This window comes from Labrenzia sp. 5N (assembly GCF_012395805.1).
GTDB classification, from domain to species: Bacteria; Pseudomonadota; Alphaproteobacteria; order Rhizobiales; family Stappiaceae; genus Roseibium; species Roseibium algicola.
Genome location: NZ_JAAZTM010000014.1, coordinates 69,804 through 87,445 on the forward strand (window position 1 = coordinate 69,804; position 17,642 = coordinate 87,445).

At 58.8% G+C, this 17,642-nt stretch carries 13 protein-coding genes; 5 read left to right on the forward strand and 8 right to left on the reverse strand.

Annotated features, from left to right (window positions below):
* Positions 1 to 5 precede the first annotated feature (5 nt).
* The 5 genes from bcsA to HEP89_RS13980 form a co-directional block, all read right to left on the reverse strand.
* Positions 6 to 2,261 (reverse strand): UDP-forming cellulose synthase catalytic subunit, encoded by a 2,256-nt coding sequence (bcsA, locus tag HEP89_RS13960; protein ID WP_168692294.1) that lies wholly within the window; start codon positions 2,259 to 2,261, stop codon positions 6 to 8.
* Between the two features lie 25 nt (positions 2,262 to 2,286).
* On the reverse strand, positions 2,287 to 3,429 hold the full coding sequence (locus tag HEP89_RS13965) for a LuxR C-terminal-related transcriptional regulator (RefSeq protein ID WP_062487478.1): 1,143 nt from the start codon (positions 3,427 to 3,429) through the stop codon (positions 2,287 to 2,289).
* An 842-nt stretch (positions 3,430 to 4,271) separates the two neighbouring features.
* A complete protein-coding gene (locus HEP89_RS13970; RefSeq protein WP_077291969.1) occupies positions 4,272 to 5,627 on the reverse strand; it encodes an aminotransferase class III-fold pyridoxal phosphate-dependent enzyme in 1,356 nt (451 codons plus the stop codon).
* The gene (locus HEP89_RS13975; RefSeq protein ID WP_077291970.1) at positions 5,624 to 6,304 is read right to left on the reverse strand and encodes an HAD-IA family hydrolase; all 681 of its coding nucleotides are present in this window, start codon (positions 6,302 to 6,304) and stop codon (positions 5,624 to 5,626) included. The genes HEP89_RS13970 and HEP89_RS13975 overlap by 4 nt, the downstream gene beginning before the upstream one ends.
* Positions 6,294 to 7,079, reverse strand: a complete 786-nt coding sequence (locus tag HEP89_RS13980; protein ID WP_075282357.1) for an IclR family transcriptional regulator — start codon at positions 7,077 to 7,079, stop codon at positions 6,294 to 6,296. Before HEP89_RS13980 ends, HEP89_RS13975 begins: the two co-directional genes overlap by 11 nt.
* Before the next feature lie 269 nt (positions 7,080 to 7,348).
* Between HEP89_RS13980 and HEP89_RS13985 the strand changes: the two genes are divergently transcribed.
* The 5 genes from HEP89_RS13985 to HEP89_RS14005 all read left to right on the forward strand — a co-directional run bounded on the left by HEP89_RS13985 (position 7,349) and on the right by HEP89_RS14005 (position 13,158).
* Positions 7,349 to 8,284 carry a tripartite tricarboxylate transporter substrate binding protein gene (locus HEP89_RS13985; RefSeq protein ID WP_031270417.1) on the forward strand — a complete coding sequence of 312 codons (936 nt, stop codon included), beginning with the start codon at positions 7,349 to 7,351 and terminating at the stop codon, positions 8,282 to 8,284.
* Between the two features lie 66 nt (positions 8,285 to 8,350).
* Positions 8,351 to 8,890, forward strand: coding sequence for a tripartite tricarboxylate transporter TctB family protein (locus HEP89_RS13990; RefSeq protein ID WP_077291971.1), 540 nt, complete (start codon positions 8,351 to 8,353; stop codon positions 8,888 to 8,890).
* A 7-nt stretch (positions 8,891 to 8,897) separates the two neighbouring features.
* Entirely contained in the window at positions 8,898 to 10,418 is a 1,521-nt protein-coding gene (locus tag HEP89_RS13995) for a tripartite tricarboxylate transporter permease (protein ID WP_168692295.1), read from the forward strand.
* An 8-nt stretch (positions 10,419 to 10,426) separates the two neighbouring features.
* Positions 10,427 to 11,914, forward strand: coding sequence for an aldehyde dehydrogenase (locus HEP89_RS14000; RefSeq protein ID WP_168692296.1), 1,488 nt, complete (start codon positions 10,427 to 10,429; stop codon positions 11,912 to 11,914).
* A gap of 8 nt (positions 11,915 to 11,922) precedes the next feature.
* Positions 11,923 to 13,158: a Tm-1-like ATP-binding domain-containing protein gene (locus HEP89_RS14005; protein ID WP_168692297.1), complete on the forward strand. Its 1,236-nt coding sequence runs from the start codon at positions 11,923 to 11,925 to the stop codon at positions 13,156 to 13,158.
* Positions 13,159 to 13,293: 135 nt separating this feature from the next.
* On the opposite strand, the gene HEP89_RS14010 is transcribed toward HEP89_RS14005, so the two are convergent.
* The 3 genes from HEP89_RS14010 to HEP89_RS14020 form a co-directional block, all read right to left on the reverse strand.
* The gene (locus HEP89_RS14010) at positions 13,294 to 15,855 is read right to left on the reverse strand and encodes an FAD-dependent oxidoreductase (RefSeq protein WP_168692298.1); all 2,562 of its coding nucleotides are present in this window, start codon (positions 15,853 to 15,855) and stop codon (positions 13,294 to 13,296) included.
* Positions 15,856 to 16,289: 434 nt separating this feature from the next.
* Positions 16,290 to 16,955, reverse strand: coding sequence for a hypothetical protein (locus HEP89_RS14015; RefSeq protein ID WP_168692299.1), 666 nt, complete (start codon positions 16,953 to 16,955; stop codon positions 16,290 to 16,292).
* 111 nt (positions 16,956 to 17,066) lie between these two features.
* On the reverse strand, positions 17,067 to 17,633 hold the full coding sequence (locus tag HEP89_RS14020; RefSeq protein WP_023003297.1) for a hypothetical protein: 567 nt from the start codon (positions 17,631 to 17,633) through the stop codon (positions 17,067 to 17,069).
* Positions 17,634 to 17,642: the final 9 nt, after the last annotated feature.

The window sequence follows — 17,642 nt, forward strand, 5'->3', positions numbered from 1 at the left end:
AATCCTCATTCTGCAGGTGCGAGGACGGATTCAGGCAGGTCCTGCTCGACAGGTGCCGGCTTGCGTTTCAGGCCGGACCGCAGGGCTGTCATGAGGCCGAGGACCGGGACGCGAATGCCGTAGTAAAGTGCCCATCTGGTCAGGCGCATCATGCCCGCGATCACCGAGGATCCCGTCAGCTTCCTGTTGTGCAGGGCTCTCGGTATTGTCAGGTCGGCAAACATCACGTCGCTGGAAACGATCGCTCGCGTTGCGACGGTATCGAGATAGGCGGCGCCGATCAGAATTCCCTTCGAGCCGGCCCGCTGGGAGGCGACGCGAATGTTGATGCCTGTTTCGGCAAGCGCGGCGTCAGGTTCCGGCGTTGCATCGGCTGACCGGTCCAGAGATTGACGGGGATGGAATGTCAGGTGGCCTTTGTCGCCGAGCACGTTCCCCCAAGTTGGTGCTCTTTCAAGCTGAATGAGCAGACCGTTGGTATTGGATTCCACCAGATTGACGGGGATGGTTTCGTCGCGAAGGCGGAGCGTCGCCTTGCGATGGACCCGGATACGCGGTGCGGTTCTGACTTCCTTCCGTTCCAGGATGGCGCCAAGGGCTGCACCGGCAATGATCAGGTTGAAGACATGCCAGATGCCGACAACACCAAGCAGGGCAGTCTGGCCGGTGTCGTTCTGCAGGCGCCAGACCAGCACGCCGGTCGTGAGGAGCATGACCGCGAAGACGATGATGTAGGGCCATGCGATGACCGACAGCTGTTCTTCTTCGAGTGTTTCACCCTTGGTCGTGACGTTGAACTTCGGCGCACGGGGGTTCATCAGCACGGAGAAGATCGCCGGGAACAGGTAGATTGACTGGATGTACTCGTAGAGTTCGGAGATCCAGGGCCACCTGAGCTTGCCATAGAGGCCGGACTGGATCGTCACCACCGCAAGGATGTAGGTCATCGTGTAGGCCAGGAATTCCTGTGGCGAGGCGATGTAGATCTTCATGTTGAAGAGGATGAACATCAGCGGCGCCAGCAGGAACACCAGCCGCGGGAACGGGAACAGCCAGAACATGGCGCTGGACATGTAGGCGACGCGCTGCATGAAGCTCAGGCCCGGCTTGAACATCGGGTTCTTGAGCATCAGGATCTGCAGCATGCCCCGGCACCAGCGGGACCGCTGGCCGATGAACGAGGCGAGAGTGTCAGGCTGCAGGCCGGCGATCATCGGACGATCGACATAGGCGCTCTTCCAGCCGCGTGAATGCAGCTCGAGAGCGGTTTCGCAGTCTTCCGTGATCGAGACGCCCGAGAAACCGCCGACTTCATTGAGGGCTGCACGCCGCAGGACAGCGCCGGAGCCGCAGAAGAAGGTGGCGTCCCATTTGTCGAGACCCTTCTGGATCATGCCGTAGAACATGTCGTTCTCCGAGGGCATGATGTTGTAGGTGCGCAGATTGCGCTCGATCGGATCCGGATTGAGGAAGAAGTGCGGTGTCTGAACCAGGAACAGTTCAGGGTCCTTGAAGTAGGCGACGGTTTCGCGCAGGAACTCCCGTGACGGTGCGTGATCGGCGTCGAAGACCACCACGAGATCACCTTCCGACCGCGACAGGCCGTAGTTGAGGTTTCCGGCCTTGGCATGTTCGTTGCGTTCACGAGCAAGATATGTCGCACCGAGATCTTCGCAGATCCGCTTGAATTCCTGGCTGCGCTCATAGGCGGCAAGGGCGGCCTTCTGGTCCGTGGAATTCAGCTTCTGAAGCGTTGCGCCATCGTCCAGGAGGAACACACGGAACTTGTCCTTCGGATAGTCCATGTTCTTGGCGGCGGCGATGGTGCAGGCGACGAGGCCCGGATCCTCGTTGTAGCTGGGAATGAACACGTCGACGGTCGGAGCATCGGCGTCGGAGTTCTGCACCTTGCGGGGACGCTCATAACGGTCGGAGACGATGAGCGCCGACAGGAAGAACATCAAGATGCAGAAGAGCTCAGCAACAAGCAGCAGGACGCCGGGAACGAAGTCGTAAAAGTTCTCGATCGGCGGAACCGTCTGTGTCACGCGCCAGTAAACGTAACGACCGACCAGCAACCCTCCGAGCGTCAGAAACGTGACGCGTCCCAGAGTGCCCGGCAAGACCTTCGTGAATTGCATGGCAACCAGAACGAAGAGGCCGAGAAAGAGTTGAACTTCAACCGAAAGCGGCAGCGTGACGATGAAAAATGTAGCGATGGTCGCTATCGTCGCGAATACGTATAAAAGTAAGTTCAGCATAGCCTAAGTTCCTGTACTTTGTACGTTATTGGTCTGGTGCTATTTGAATTGCTTTCGTCACCGAGTTGACGAGCTCTATTTGTGAGCTTGTTGCGGTTCTTTGCTGTGCCATCGCAAGGTGATTTCTTGCGGTGTTGTAGCTGATCCCGATTTCCTCGGCGGCTTGTCTTACGGTTTTGCCGTCTATTATTTTCTTGATGATGCGCGCCTGCTGATGCGTGACCCCGGTGGCGGCTTTGATTGTCTCGGCGCTTACCTCGTTGGAGGCGGTGTCCGCGGTGATCAGGACCTTCTTGCGGAAATAGGATCTGACGGGATCCCGGGTTTCCTCGTCGGACACCTGGGACGGGATGGCCTCCACGAAGTAGCGGGGGCCACCGGCAATGCTCATGACCCGTGCCTGGTCCTGCCGAGTTGATCCGGTGTTTGCCGGGGCATCGACGGGCAAGTCGCGAGAGTGGCGGGCAAAGAACGGTGCCAGGCTCAACGGTGCCTGGATCCTGCCGTCGATGAGGCGAAGCTCGCCGCCTTTCTGCAGGACCTTTTCCATCGCCGGGTTTTTGACAAGGACTGAGCCGTTGCCGAAGAACACAAGCGCTGGCGACTTGATGTGTTTGATCCAGTATTGCGCGCTTGTCAGTTCGGTGCGGTTTCGCCCGTAAACGAGATCCTCGGCATAGGCCTCGAAGCCGCCGAAGATGTCATCCGCATAAGCAACAACACCTTGGAAAAGACTGTCTGAAAAGCCGACTGGAACGTGGGCGGCAAGATAGAGCTGCAAACCCATTCCCAATTCGACCATGAGAACAGCCGCACGGTTGGTTTCAAGGGTTGTATCGCGCGACAAACCATCGGGAGTTGTTGCGGTGCAATGCAGGATCTCGGTGTCGTGTGTAACGGGGGTGCAGGAGTTGGCTTTTACTTGGGAGAACGTGTCTATTTCGTTCCCAAGAAGATGTTCAGCTTCCCAGGCTTGACGATTGTCATCAATTGTATAGCAGATCTCGATCTTCTTCCTTCTTGCATCCAGAACAAAGATGCTGAAGAGAAGAAATTCAAAGCGTTTTGCCAGTGCATAAGGAAAGTCTAAATTGCTTCGGTTGCGGCGTTCTTTTGTCTGGCCACCGTATAAAACACTTTCGTTAAAGTCCCTTCCTGCAAAATACATTTTTTGCTCCCAGGTAGAAATGGATTTTATTCGTGGCGATGATCTAAGTTCTGGCTCGGTTCATTTTCAAAAATTGGATTTATCTAAATCGATCGATTGGTTTCTTAGGGGGTTAATAAATTATTAAACCTTTTATACCGGAAACTTCATGCCGTTGCTCTAGTGCAATTGCATCAATTTTAAAGCAACTGTAGTCTTGGTTAATTTATAACTCTAAGAAAATTGTAGAATATGCTTCAGTATTAAATGAGATATATCGATGAATACATTAAGATCATCGAGTTGTAATCACGAGATGGTTTTCGTTGAATTTGATAAATGCAAGTGGGGGTGGTGTGCATGCGTGTATTGCTGCGCTGCAGCATTTGTCGTGTTTTTCGATTTCTACTGTTTGCGACGAAATGTCCCGAGGCGATGTCGCGAAATGCCCGGTGAAATCTGTTTGAGATAAAATTTTGTCTTGTTTGATTTAACTATTCAGATTGCCGACAAATTAGGCGGACTTGGCTAATTTGAGTTCAGGCTCAGGAATTGGGCGTTTTGCCTTCCCGGATTTGTGATCTAATTTTTCGAAACTTGATACGCGGCGACCAGATATGTCGCGCAGTGGTTGAAAGTATTAGAGAAATTCGACCTGAAATAGGGGCGGCGGCTTGCTGGTGCGGCGAACAGAAGAGCCTGGGCGCGCAAATCCCGTTGGCTGTTTGCGCGCCGCGTGCTGGTCTTCTGATGGCAAGTGGCCTTTAGAGGATCCGAAGCCCTCGAGGTCTTGAGAGGGCTTCAGGGCAACGTGGTGGTACCGGCCGTTGAGGTTTGCGTGTTACGGAGATGCTTCCGAGGGATTAGCCGGAAACGGCTTTCAGTCCGGTCTCGACTGCCGACAGGATTTTCGTGACGTTGTCCGATGTCACGATCAGCGGCGGCGAGAAGATGGCATTGTTTCCGGAAACCCGGATCATGACGCCGTCCTCATAGGCGGCCTGCTGCAGCTTCAGCGGGACATCCTTTGCCGAAGGTTTCTTGCTGGCGCGGTCGGAGACGAGTTCGATGGCGCACATCAGTCCTTCGCCGCGCACGTCGCCGATCACCTCGAAACGTTCCTGGAGCCCTTTCAGGCCACCAAGAAGTTCCTTGCCGCGTGCGGCGGCGTTTTCATGGACCTTCAAACGTCGGATCTCTGCGAGGGCAGCCAGAGCGGCTGCGGCGCCGACAGGGTGGCCGGAATAGGTGTAACCGGTATCGATGGACGCGATGCCGCTGGTGTCCTTTTCAAAGACTTCGGCCACATGCCCGGCGATCATCACCGCGCCGAACGGGAAATAGCCGTTTGTGATGGCTTTTGCCGTGCACATGAAGTCCGGCTGTACGCTCCAGTGGCGCGCACCGCTCTCGCTGCCGGTGCGACCGAAGGCGGTGATGACTTCGTCGGAGATCAGCAGGATGCCGTTGCGGTCACAGATCTCGCGCACCATCGGCATGAAGCTCGGATGGGGAGGCATGACACCACCGGCGCCGAGGACGGGCTCCATGATGAAGGCGGCAATGGTGCCGGCTCCCTGGAAGGCGATCTCGTCTTCGAGGGCGGCTGCGCAGAGCTGGGCAAGTTTCGCCGGATCGCTCTCGTTGAACGGATTGCGGTAGGTGTAGGGAGCCGGAATGTGGAAGCAGCCCGGCAGCAGGGGCTCGTAAGCGTTGCGGAACTTGCCGTTGCCGTTGACGCTGGCGCCGCCGAAATGGGTGCCATGATAGCCTTTCTTCAGGCTGAGAAACTTGGTGCGGCCGGCTTCGCCGCGAATGCGGTGATACTGGCGGGCGAGCTTGAGGGCGACTTCGACCGAATCCGAGCCGCCGGAGGTGAAGAAGGCGCGCGTCAGCCCGTCCGGGGCGAAGAAATCGGCCAGTTCGTAGGAAAGCTCGATGACCTTGTCGTTCGATGTGCCGCGAAAGATCGAGTAGTAGGGCAGGGCGTTCAGCTGGTCGGAGATTGCCTGTTTCACCGGCTCGCAGGAGTAGCCGAGGTTGACGTTCCACAGCCCGCCGACGGCATCAAGAACTTCGTGCCCGTCGACGTCGGTGATGAAAACATCGCGGCCACCTGTCAGGATCGTCGGCAGATTGGTCTGGCTGTCGGCCGGATGAGCCATCGGATGCCAGACATGGCGGGCGTTGTTTTCCTTCAGGAAGTTGGAATCCTTCATGTCATGTCTCCTTGGAATAAACTTGGCAGGCCGAGCAACGAAAGTGCCTGGTCATAGGAAGATCGGGGGGAAAGAACGTCGAAGTGAACCGTCTGCAGACCGGCCGTCTCCGCGCCGCGAATGTTGCGCAGCTGATCGTCGACAAAGACGCAGGCGGATGCGGGCAGGCCGAGTTCGTCCAGGCACAGCTGATATGCACGCGGATCCGGCTTCAGGATCCTGGTGTAGGTGGCATCGACGATAACGTCGAAATCATCCAGAAAAGCGAGCTTTTTCCTGAAGTCCGCACCGTAGAAAAGGTCCAGCTCATTGGACAGGATCGCAAGCTTGCAGCCTGCCTGCCGGGCAATTTCGATTGCGGCCAGGGCTTCCGGGCGCATGACGGCATCGGGATCAGCGCCGCGCGCAGCCTTCACGAAGTCCGCCATTTTCGTCCAGCTGTTGCCTGTCAGCTCGGCAACTTCCTGCGTGCGCCGCTGCCAGTAGTCGCGTTCGGAAATCTCGTCCCGCTGCATTGCCTGCCAAAGACTGTCGGTTGCCGGATCAAACGGGCCACGCCAGGTCAGGCTGCCGGGGGCGAGCCCGAGGGCCTGTTCGGTCAGATCGTGGGTCTCGAACATCGTGCGAGTGACAACCCCGCCGAAATCGAGCACCAGAGCCTTCGTGTCATGCGGCATCGCGCCAGATCCTTCTCAAATCGACCGGGACAACGCCGCCGAGTTTTTCAGTGACTTCCGTCGCCGCGATCGGCAGGGAAATTCGGATTTTTGCTTTCAACTCATCGGTCATGCGAACGGTGGGGGCGGCAACGGCTATGGTGCCGACTGCCTCTGGCAAGTCGCCGAAGATCGGCGAGGCAAAGGAAGAGACGTGCTCTTCAAAACCCTGGTCGATAAAGGCAATACCGTCGTTTCGAACCTGTTCGACTGTCTGTTTCAAAAGCTCGGTATCGGTGATCGTGTAGCCGGTGGAGGGTTTGAGCTTCGTCTTCAGAAGCTTCGGCAGCAGATCGATCGGACCGAAGGCCAGCATTGCGAGACCGGAGGCAGTTGCGTGCAGCGGCAGCAATTCAGCTTCGTCGAAATAGACCCGCGTGCCGTGAATGAGTGCGTCATGATGATAGAGCGGTGACAGATGATTGCCTTCCCGCAAGGAGACATGAACCAGCTCCCCGAGTTCTCCAGCCAACTGTTCCACCAGTGGAGCGACAAGCCTTCTTGCCGGGAACAGTCGTTCGCGGACTGCCGCAAGACGCAGGATGGCGGGGCCCAGGCGATAGCCTTTGGTGCCCGGGTTCTGCTCCAGAAAACCGTTGGCTGTGAGTTCGGTCAGATGCCGGTGAACCGTTGCCTTGTCCTGGCCCGAAAGGTTGCGGAACTCGGTCAGGCCGATTTCCGAACGGCTGGCGGAAAAGTGGTTCAGCAGGCTCAGCGCTTTTGTGATCGTGCCCATGCTTCAGCAGTTCCTTTCCCGCAGGTGCCGGATTGAAGCTCCGGCATTCGACGGGACGATGTTGACATGTAGTTTCATTTGAAACAATATATTTTTAAACCGATGGTTTGTTATTTGAACCGTTTTGCGAGGTAAACAAAAGCGTCAGCGCTTCGATTGAAGGTTGACATCTTGTTATTTAAGATCACAATAATTAACAAAGCAAATAAAAAATGACCAAGACCGGCGCAAAGTCCGGCTGTCACCTGACCAGAAAAGGGACTGTTGAAATGAAGAAGCAAGTGATCGCCCTGACGGCCGCGACATTGATGTCGGCAACGGCCGCTCTGGCTGAATATCCGGAAAAGCCTGTATCGTTCATCGTTCCGTGGCCTCCGGGGGACCTGGAAGACGTGCTGACCCGTCTGATCGCGGACAAGTTCCAGGAAATGTACGGCGTGCCGGCAGCGGTCGTGAACAAGCCGGGTGGCGGCGGTGGTCCGTTCCCTGGTGCAGTGGAAGTCGCAACGGCGCCTGCCGACGGTTATACGGTCGGCTCTTTCGTGACCGACGTGCCGATTGGTGGTCCGCAGATCGGAATTCCCGAACTTTCGCCGAACCCGTTCGAGCCGATCGGCATTTTCATGACCTATCCGTTCGTGATTGCCGCTGGCGCAGACGCGCCCTACGCCACGTGGGCGGAGTTGGCTGATTACGCCAAGGAAAACGAGATCGCTCTCGGCCATTTCGGTTCGTTCCTGCCGCCCACCCAGATCACCTTCGCTGCCGCCAAGACCTCCGGCTTCGATTTTGCCAGCGAAGCGGCTTTTGACGAGCTGAACTGCAACACGCTGGCCTCCGGCGATGTCGACGTCATCAACACGACACTGCAGCAGATCCAGCCGTGCCTCGGCGAGGTCAAGATCCTGGCCAGCATCGGCAAGGAACGGACGTCCCTGACGCCGAACGTGCAGACCATGCAGGAAATCAACCCGGATCTGTCGGTTGCGCTGTGGAACGGGCTGTTCGTTCACAAGGACGTTCCCGAAGATGCGCGGATCAAGATTTCCGAAGCTGCGCAAGCTGCGCTCAAGTCGCCGCAGGCGCTCGAGCTGATCGGCCAGACCGGCGTCCTGATCTACTGGCAGGACCCGGTTCAGTCCGAACAGCAGATCGAGGCTGATGCGGCGGCGCTTCAGAAAATCTCCGAGCTGATCGAACAGTAAGGCGACTATTTCGGCCGGCGCATCTCGCGCCGGCCGGTTGCTTTCGGGTTCCAAGGAGGGTTCGGCTTGGCGCGCATCAAGACGCTGCAGGAACTGTTCAAACGCTATCGCCGGCCCGGCGACATCGTGTTTGCAATCCTGTTCCTGGCATTTTCCCTATTTCTTCTGTCGCAGATCCCGGGTGAGACGGTCTGGGCCAAGCGGACCAAGTGGTTCGCACAGCCAAGGTTCTGGCCCACAGTCGCTATCGGCGGCATGGTGCTGTTCGCCAGCCTGCATTTCATTGGTTCGCTTTGCTCCAAGCGCATTCCGGGCCGATGGCGCGAGGTCGGCTTCTGGATGAAGTCGTTCGAGTTCGTGGCCTATTTCCTGATCTACGTGCTCCTGGTACCGCAACTCGGCTACCTGCCGGCAACACTCGCCTTCACCTTGTTTCTGTGTGTCCGGATTGGCGAGGCAACGCCTCTCAACCTGGGTGCCGCGGTTGCCTTCAGCATTTCTGTGGTGGTGATCTTCCGCGCGTTTTTGCAGGTCAAGGTTCCCGCCGGCCATATCTACGAGGCGCTGCCTGACGGCATCCGCGCCTTTGCCCTGACCTATCTGTGAGGCGAGAATGGAACTGATCCTCTCCAGCCTGTCCATGCTTGCCCAATGGGACGTTCTTGCGGCCCTGGTGATCGGCTCCATCGGTGGTGTCATCATCGGCGCAATTCCTGGTGTCGGAGCTGCCGTTGCCATCGCGATACTGCTGCCGGCAACCTTTTCCTTCGAACCTATCGTCGGCTTGACCCTGCTACTCGGAGTCTATGGCTCATCCATGTATGGCGGTGCCATTCCGGCGGTGCTGATTAACACACCGGGTACGGCGGTCAATGCGCTGACCACCTATGACGGCTATCCCATGACCAAGAAGGGGCAAGGGCATCGGGCGCTGTCGCTCGCCTATTCGGCTTCTTTCTTCGGCGGCATGTTCTCGATCCTGTGCCTGATCGTCCTCTCGCCGGTGCTGGCGATGATCGCACCGCATTTCGGCAGCCGCGAGATCTTCCTGGCCGCACTAATGGGCATAATCCTGGTTGTGGTTGCGCACCGCGGACAGGTTTTTGCCGCCGGCATGCTGGCCTGTTTCGGCATCTTCCTGAGCACCATCGGCCTGGAGCCTGCCAAATACACCAAGCGCTTCACCTTCGACCAGAGCTGGCTCACCTCCGGTGTCGATCTCATCGTGGTGGTGCTCGGTCTCTTTGCGATCTCGCAAGCGTTGCTGCTGCTGGTCGACAAGGAACATCAACCCGGATCGGCCAAGGTCGAGGGCAATCTCTTTGCCGGGCTCAAGGAGCTGTTCGCGTTCAAACGGGTGGCGACCGTTTCTTCCAGCTTCGGCGTGCTTATGGGCATGATCCCCGGCGTCGGCGAATTCACGGCCCAGTTCCTGTCCTACACCTATGCGCAGAAAACCTCTAAGGATCCGGACCTTTTCGGCAAGGGCTCGCCTGAAGGACTGATCGCATCGGAAGCTGCCAACAATGCGGTGCCCGGTGCGGCGATGATCCCGCTGCTTGCGCTTGGCATTCCGGGCGAGGCACTGACGGCAATGATGCTGTCGGTGTTCTATGTCCACAACGTCATCCCCGGCCCGCAGCTGTTCCAGGGGCAGCTCGATTTCGTGGTCGCGCTCTATCTGGCGCTGATCCTGCTGAACATCATCGTGCTGATCTTCCTGCTGTCCTCCACCGGGCTGCTGCTCAAGATCATCCAGATCCCGACGCGGTTCCTGGGGGTGATGATCATGACGCTGTCCTTTGTCGGCGTGTTCTCGCTGCGCAACTCGGTGACCGACTGCGCGATTGCCGCCGGGTTCGGGGTCTTCGGTCTGGTGCTGAAGCGGCTCAACCTTCCCATCGTGCCGATCATCCTCGGCATGGTGCTCGGCGGCATCATGGAGGTGAAACTGCGCAGCGCCATGGCGCGGGTGAATTCCCCGTTCGATTTCATCGACCGACCGATCGCCGCCATTCTCTTCATTGCCATCATTCTCATTCTCGTCCTGCACGTGCGTGCGGTCATCCGCGAGCACAAGGTGCGGCTGGAGCGTGAAGAGGACAGTTCCGAAACTTCAACCCAGCAAGGGTAACAACCAAGATGCTTGATCAGGCCGCAATCGATGCCTTGCGCGACCAGCCCGTTGGTGAGCAGGGGCATTTTGTAAACGGGGCCTTTGCCGCGTCCCGGGACGGGGCAACGCTGGAGGTGCTTTCCCCCATCGACGGCAAGCTGCTGACGAAGATCGCAAGCGGAACGGCCGCCGATGTGACGCTTGCCGTCGAGGGCGCACGCAAGGCGTTCGAGGATGGCCGCTGGTCGAAGGCCGCTCCGGCGCATCGCAAGAAGGTGCTGCTGAAGCTCGCTGACCTGATCGAGGCGAAAGCGCTTGAGCTTGCTGTTCTCGGCGTGCGCGACAACGGCACCGAGATCAACATGGCCTTCAAGGCCGAGGCTTTGTCGGCCGCCGGGACCTTCCGGTATTACGCCGAAGCGCTCGACAAGATCTATGGCGAGATCGCACCGACTGCAGACAATGTGCTTGGTCTCATCCACCGGGCGCCTGTCGGGGTGGTTGGGGCTATCGTTCCCTGGAACTTTCCGCTGATGATCGGTGCCTGGAAGATTGCGCCGGCGCTCGCCATGGGAAATTCCATCGTGCTGAAACCGGCGGAAACAGCCTCGCTCAGCCTGCTCAGAATTGCCGAGCTGGCGTCCGAGGCAGGGGTTCCGGACGGTGTCTTCAACGTGGTGACCGGGCCCGGTGCGGTTGTCGGCGAAGCCCTGGCCCTATCCATGGATGTCGACATCCTGGTCTTCACCGGTTCTGGTGCGACAGGGCGACGGCTTCTTGAATATTCCGCCAGATCCAACCTGAAGCGCTGCTATCTGGAACTTGGCGGCAAGTCCCCCAACATTGTCTTCAATGATGCGGCTGATCTGGCAAAAGCAGCCAAGGTGTCGGCGGCGGGGATCTTCCGCAATTCCGGCCAGGTCTGTGTCGCCGGTTCGCGCCTGCTGGTGCAGGAGGACATTCACGACGATTTCGTTGCCGCGATCTGCCGGGAAGCGGAAGCTTTCAAGGTGGGCGATCCGCTGGATCTTTCCAGCCAGATCGGCGCGGTGCATTCGCTGCCTCAACTGGAAGCCGACCTGAGGTTCGTGGAGACAGCAGAAACCGAGGGCGCGGAGCGCCGCACCGGGGGAATGCGAATCCTGACGGAGACCGGCGGCTATTACATGGCGCCCACCGTCATGACCGGGGTCAAGCCGCAGGACACGATTGCGCAAAAGGAAGTGTTTGGCCCAGTTCTGGCCCTGACGGCCTTCAAGGACGAGGAAGAGGCGATCCGGATCGCCAATTGCACCGAATACGGTCTCGCCGCCGGTGTCTGGACATCCGATCTCGGCCGGGCGCACCGGATGATTGCCGGTGTCCGGTCCGGCGTCATTCATGTGAACACCTACGGTGGTTCAGACATGACCGTGCCGCTTGGCGGCATGAAGCAGTCCGGCAATGGTCACGACAAGTCGCTGCACGCGCTCGACAAGTATGTCGACCTGAAGACAGCCTGGATCCAGCTCTGAGGATAGACATGACCAAGACGATCCTGTCCATCGGGACCTACGACACCAAGAATGCCGAACTGGAGTTCATCGAGCAGACCATACGCGATCAGGGCGGCGCGGTGCTGACGATGGATGTCAGCGTGCTGGGCGATCCGGCCAGTCCGACCGGCATTTCCAAGCATGAGGTTGCCAAAGCGGGCGGCATGTCCATCGAGGATGTGATCGCGCAAGGCGACGAGAACAAGGCGTTTCAGGTGATGGCGCAGGGCGCGGCGAAGCTTGTCGCCGACCTTTATGCGCAGGGCCGGATCGACGGCATGATTGCGCTTGGCGGAACCATGGGAACGGATCTGGCACTCGATTGCGCCCAGGCGCTGCCGATGGGTGTGCCAAAATTCATCGTCTCCACGGTCAGCTTCTCGCCGCTGATCCCGCCGGAACGGCTGGCCCCGGATATCCAGATGATCCTGTGGGCCGGTGGTCTTTATGGTCTGAACGAAATCTGCAAGTCGTCGCTGGCGCAGGCCGCGGGCGCCGTGCTGGGGGCTGCGAAAGCCGCACAGATGCCGGACCGCTCAAAACCGCTGGTCGGCATGACATCACTCGGCTCCAGTTGCCTATCCTACATGAAACTGCTGAAACCTGCGCTGGAAGAGCGCGGGTACGAAGTGGCGGTCTTCCATTCCACCGGCATGGGCGGCATGGCTTTCGAGAGCCTTGCGCGGGAAGGGGCCTTTTGCTGCGTCATGGATTTCTGCCTGCAGGAATTCGGCAATCTGCTGGCCGGGTCGCTGGTCAGCAGCGGGCCGGACCGGCTGCAGAATGCGGGCGCGCAGGGTACACCGCAGATCGTGGCGCCAGGCGCGCTTGATCTGGTGGACTTTGCCGGCTGGCAGGAGATCCCGGCGCAATATGCCGACCGGCCGTTCCACGAACATAACCGACTGATCAAGAGTTCCGTCTTCAACCGGGAGGAGCGCCGGCAGTGGGCCAACGTACTTGCCGACCGGCTGGAGGCGGCCAAGGGGCCGACCCATTTCCTGTTGCCGCTTGGCGGTATCGAGGCCTGGGACAAGGAAGGCGAAGAGGCGCACGATCCGAACGGACTGGCGGCCTTCATCGATGAAGTCAGGACGGTCTTTCCCGGCCGTGTCGAGATTAGCGAGGTGTCGGCCCATATCAACGACCACGCCTTCGCGGATGCAGCGCTTGGCGTTTTCGACAGATGGGTCGACGAAGGGATTGTCATGCGGGGCGGTTAAGGCCGCCGCACGTGCCACGAAAGGAAAAAGCGCCGGCGAGCGGCGCTTTTTGGGGTCGTGAGATGGGGCTTTAGCTTGTTCTTGTGACCTGAGGTCAGCCCGTGGCAAGCCGTTGCCTGCCACGGGCCCTGATCATCAGGACCGCGGCTTCAGGTTTTCCGGATCGTAGAGCGGCTGATAGCCGACACCGGCAACCTCGACCGGGTAGGTTTCGGAGAAATACTCGACATTCAGCTTGCGGCCGACCTGGCAGTATTCCTGCGGCAGGTAGGCAAGAGCGATGTTCTTGCCGATGGTTGGGCCGTAGGCGACCGACGTCGTGTAGGAAATACGGCCCAGGCTGTCGACCAGCGTCTTGCCGGTGTCCGGATCCTGAACCGGCATCGCGCCGACCGGGTAGCGTTTGACGCCCTTCGCATCGGTGTTTTCAAGCATCACCAGCGTGCAGAGCATGGCCGGCTGCTTGTCGCGTTCCCGGTATTCGACGTGCTTTGCCTTGCCGCGGAAATCCGCTTCCTTGACCTTCGGACGGGCGAGATCAGCCTCATAGAGGTTGTACTGGGTCAGAAGGTCGGCGTTCTGCAGGCGCAGGGATTTTTCCATGCGGCGCGAGTTGGCGTAGGTTTCGACACCGACCGCGATGACACCTGTTGACCGCAGAGCGTCCCAGACGGCCAGGCCGTCTTCGTATTTCATGTGCAGTTCCCAGCCCTGTTCACCGACATAGGACAGGCGCAGGGCCATGACGGACTTGCCGGCAATCTCGATCTGGCGAATGCCTGCGAAGGGGAAGTTTTCCGGATCGAGCGCTGCCGGGTCGGCAACCACTTTCTTCAGGTTCTCGCGGGCGTTCGGGCCCCAGATGCCGATGGTGGTGTACTGCTCGCTGACGTCGGTCACCGTGACGTCGAAGCCCTTGTCCTCGGCGATGCGCTTCACATAGTGATAGTCGCGCGGACCGGCGTCGGCGCCGTCGACGATGCGGCAGCGGTCGGCCATGCGGAAGACCGTGAGGTCGGCACGCACGTTGCCTTCGTCATCAAGGAAGTGGGTGTAGATACCCTTGCCGATGTTGGCATCGCCGCCGATCTTCGCGGCACACAGCCACTCCAGCAGGTCCACGTGGTCCGGGCCTTCGACATCGAACATGTAGAAGTGCGACAGGTTGATGATGCCGCAGTTTTCGCTGAGTTCGAGCTGTTCGGCGTTGGAAACGCGCCAGAAATGGCGGCTGTCCCATTCGTTTTCACGAACCGGAACCCGATCGCCGTATTTTTCCAGCAGGTGCTCGTTGGCGGCATAGCCATGCGCGCGTTCCCAGCCGCCCAGTTCCATGAAGTAGCCGCCGAGTTCGACCTCGCGGTCATAGAACGGAGACCGCTTCACGCTGCGGCTCGTGAGGTAAGGCTCACGCGGGTGGATCGCCGGGAAGTAGATCTTCTGTGCGGCTTCGTAGCAGCGGTCCTCGATGTATTTCTCGGTCAGCTGGTGGGAATAGAAGCGCGAATAATCGATGGACGCATGGTCGATTTCGGTCCGGCCATCGGTGATCCAGTCTGCCAGCAGCTTGCCGTAGCCCGGTCCGTCCTTGACCCAGATGGCAACGCAGTACCAAAGGCCGCGCACTTTCTGGCTTTCGCCGCAGGAGGGGCCGCCTGCGGCGGACACCTGCAGGAGGCCGTTGAAGGAATGGCTTTCGTTGTAGCCGATCTCGCCCAGGATCGGGGTCAGTTCCATGGCGCGCTCGAGCGGCTCCATGACCTGTTCCATCTCCAGGTCGCGCTGGGAGGGGGACAGGCGGGCCTGATCCTTTTCCAGGAGATCGCGCGGGTGGCACATGCGCGGGTGGGTCGGCTCGTAGTACCCCCACTCGATCTGGCCGCCTTCTGCGGTCTTCGGATCGCCCGTGTCGCGCATATAGGCGGAGTTGCCCTGGTCGCGCAGCAGCGGATAGCCGATGTCCTTGCCGGTGCCTGCGAATTCATTGTACGGACCGAAGAAGGTCAGCGGGTGATCGACCGGCATCACCGGCAGGTCTTCGCCGACCATTTCGGCAATCAGGCGGCCCCAGAGACCGGCGCAGACGATGACATGATCGGCCATGATCGTGCCGCGGTGGGTCTTCACGCCCTTGATGTGTCCGTCCTCGACGATGAGGGATTGGGCCGGGGTGTTGGCAAAGGCCTTCAGCTTGCCGGTCTTTTCGCCTTCATCGACCAGCTTGCCGGCAACGGTCTGCGAGCGCGGGATAACGAGACCTGCATCCGGATCCCACATGCCGCCCTGGACCATGTCCTCTTCGATCAACGGAAACTTTTCCTTGATCTCGGCCGGGGTTACGAGGCGCACATTGGTGCCGAAGGCCTTGCCCGAAGTGACCTTGCGCTTGATTTCCTCCATCCAGGTGTCGTCGCCGGTGCGCGCGACTTCCAGACCGCCGACGCGGGCGTAGTGGCCCATCTTGTCGAAGAAATCGATGGAATACTGGGTAGTCCAGACGGACAGATAATCGTGGCTGGTGGTGTAGCAGAAGTCGGACGCATGGGCCGTCGAACCGATGTCGGTCGGAATGCCGGACTTGTCGATGCCGACAATGTCGGTCCAGCCGCGTTCGATGAGGTGATGTGCGATCGACGCGCCGACGATACCGCCGAGACCGACGATGACGATCTGTGCCTTGTCAGGAAATGCTGACATGTCTCATTCCTTTTTCATCGACCGGAGCGCAGTCCGCCTGCGTCCGGTCCGTGCGACTGCACCGGATTTCCGTTTCGTGGCGGCAGTATCGCGACTGATCGACAGGCAAAATAGCGTAATTGCGTCATGGCGGCATAAGCGCCACGACACGGTGGTTCAAATCGTCAGGAAAAGCTGGCTTGTGATTGCGACAGGCTGGTCGTGTTTCGATAACGCGGCACGGTACGAAAACGGTCGCGAATTATCAGGGAAATGTCAGGGTTTCGGGTGCGTGGTGAAGTGTCCGGCAAGCGCGCCACGCCGGAAGCGAGTGGCGGCAAATGATAGGCGTTCGCCGCGTTGCGCTCCGGCCATCATATCCGTCAGGTGAGGATGGTTGCCCCGGGGAAACGTAAGCTGGAAAGCGGCGGCCCGGGGCAACGCGTCAGGTCCAATCAGCGAATGCTGCAGTTGCCTGAAGTCGATGTGCTGTTGATTGTGTAGCGCCACTTGGTCTTGCCGCCGTAGTAGCCAAGGCAGGGGCCGTCACAATAGCCGCGCTTTGCGTTCGAGAACTCCGAGAAACTGATGAAGCGGCAGCTGTTGCCGTCATAGGCGAACTTGTAGGTCCGCTTTGTGGTGCGGTCCTCGGCTGGGTCCTTTTCCTCTTCGGAAATCTCGACGATGCCGTTGCTGTAGGTGTAGCGCGAACAGATATTCCGCTTGTAGCCTTCCTCGATTTCCAGCTTGACGCAGTTGGTCCTGCCCTTGCCGGAGATGCTGCCGGAGGTCTTGACGCTTTTACCGTTCACAAACACGGTTCCCGCCTGGTTGTCCGGATCGGCGACCAGCAGATTGTCGCCGTTCTGGCGGATCAGAACGGCCGTGGTGCCTGTGCGGTTGTTGGTTTCGGTGAACGAACCCTTGTTGGTGTTGGAATAATAGTCCTTCTGCTCGATCTTGATATTCGAGCTCAGGAAAATCTTCTTGCTGCCGAGATCGAAGGTCGCGGGAGCTGATTTGGAACTCTGGGCCGGGGAGGCGCCTTCCGGTGCCGTCGACTGGCAACCGGCCATACCCAGCATTGAGGTCGTCAATGCCAGGAACAAAATCTTCTTCACAATAAGTCTCCTTCCGGGAAAATGCCCTCCATCTGGAGGATCTTGAAATTCGATGTTGATGGATTTGTTTGGAGCTGTGGTTGCGGGTTTGCCGGTGCGCTGTCCATGCCGTCACTTTCCATAGACATCGGTTTGCGGACCGTCCTGAACCTTGCAAATGAGCGAGGTCGGCTTTCCATAGGCGTACTTGAGCTGGGTGTTGGAGAAGTGCTCCTGCCTGAACTCCAGGATCCGGCACTCCTTGCCGTTCATTTCCAGCGTGAATGCGTTTTTCCGGATGTATCCGTCTTCAACCATTTCCATGGTGTGGACTGCATGAAGACGGTTTGCGGAGAGCCGCTCAACATCCACGAAATGGACGATCGGGTCGCCGGATTTGGTTTTATTGACCCTCTCACCTGATCCCGTGCCGGTTGGTATCCGGACGCCTTCCGTTTCGAAGTTCGAGTGAAACGAAAAGGAATAGAACAGGTCGTCGTTCCCGGCGAAGAAGATGGCGGCGAGATAGAACCACGCGCTGTGTTCCCAGACGCAGGACTGTGTGCCGTCGGCAAAACCGCAGATCGGCATGGTGATGTCGATCGTTATGGTCTTGCCGGACATGTCGTCCGCGCTTGCGTTTCCTGCAAAGCCGGCCGCAAGAAGCAGGCTGGCTGCCAGAGTTTTTATCAACCCCATCTTGCCCCG

Coding starts and splice junctions, on each gene's coding strand:
- HEP89_RS13980 (WP_075282357.1), bottom strand. CDS start 7,079: ATGGGCACGATCACAAAAGCGCTGAGCCTGCTGAACCACTTTTCCGCC.
- HEP89_RS13975 (WP_077291970.1), bottom strand. CDS start 6,304: ATGCCGCATGACACGAAGGCTCTGGTGCTCGATTTCGGCGGGGTTGTC.
- HEP89_RS14000 (WP_168692296.1), top strand. CDS start 10,427: ATGCTTGATCAGGCCGCAATCGATGCCTTGCGCGACCAGCCCGTTGGT.
- HEP89_RS13995 (WP_168692295.1), top strand. CDS start 8,898: ATGGAACTGATCCTCTCCAGCCTGTCCATGCTTGCCCAATGGGACGTT.
- HEP89_RS13970 (WP_077291969.1), bottom strand. CDS start 5,627: ATGAAGGATTCCAACTTCCTGAAGGAAAACAACGCCCGCCATGTCTGG.
- HEP89_RS14020 (WP_023003297.1), bottom strand. CDS start 17,633: ATGGGGTTGATAAAAACTCTGGCAGCCAGCCTGCTTCTTGCGGCCGGC.
- bcsA (WP_168692294.1), bottom strand. CDS start 2,261: ATGCTGAACTTACTTTTATACGTATTCGCGACGATAGCGACCATCGCT.
- HEP89_RS14010 (WP_168692298.1), bottom strand. CDS start 15,855: ATGTCAGCATTTCCTGACAAGGCACAGATCGTCATCGTCGGTCTCGGC.
- HEP89_RS13985 (WP_031270417.1), top strand. CDS start 7,349: ATGAAGAAGCAAGTGATCGCCCTGACGGCCGCGACATTGATGTCGGCA.
- HEP89_RS14005 (WP_168692297.1), top strand. CDS start 11,923: ATGACCAAGACGATCCTGTCCATCGGGACCTACGACACCAAGAATGCC.
- HEP89_RS13965 (WP_062487478.1), bottom strand. CDS start 3,429: ATGTATTTTGCAGGAAGGGACTTTAACGAAAGTGTTTTATACGGTGGC.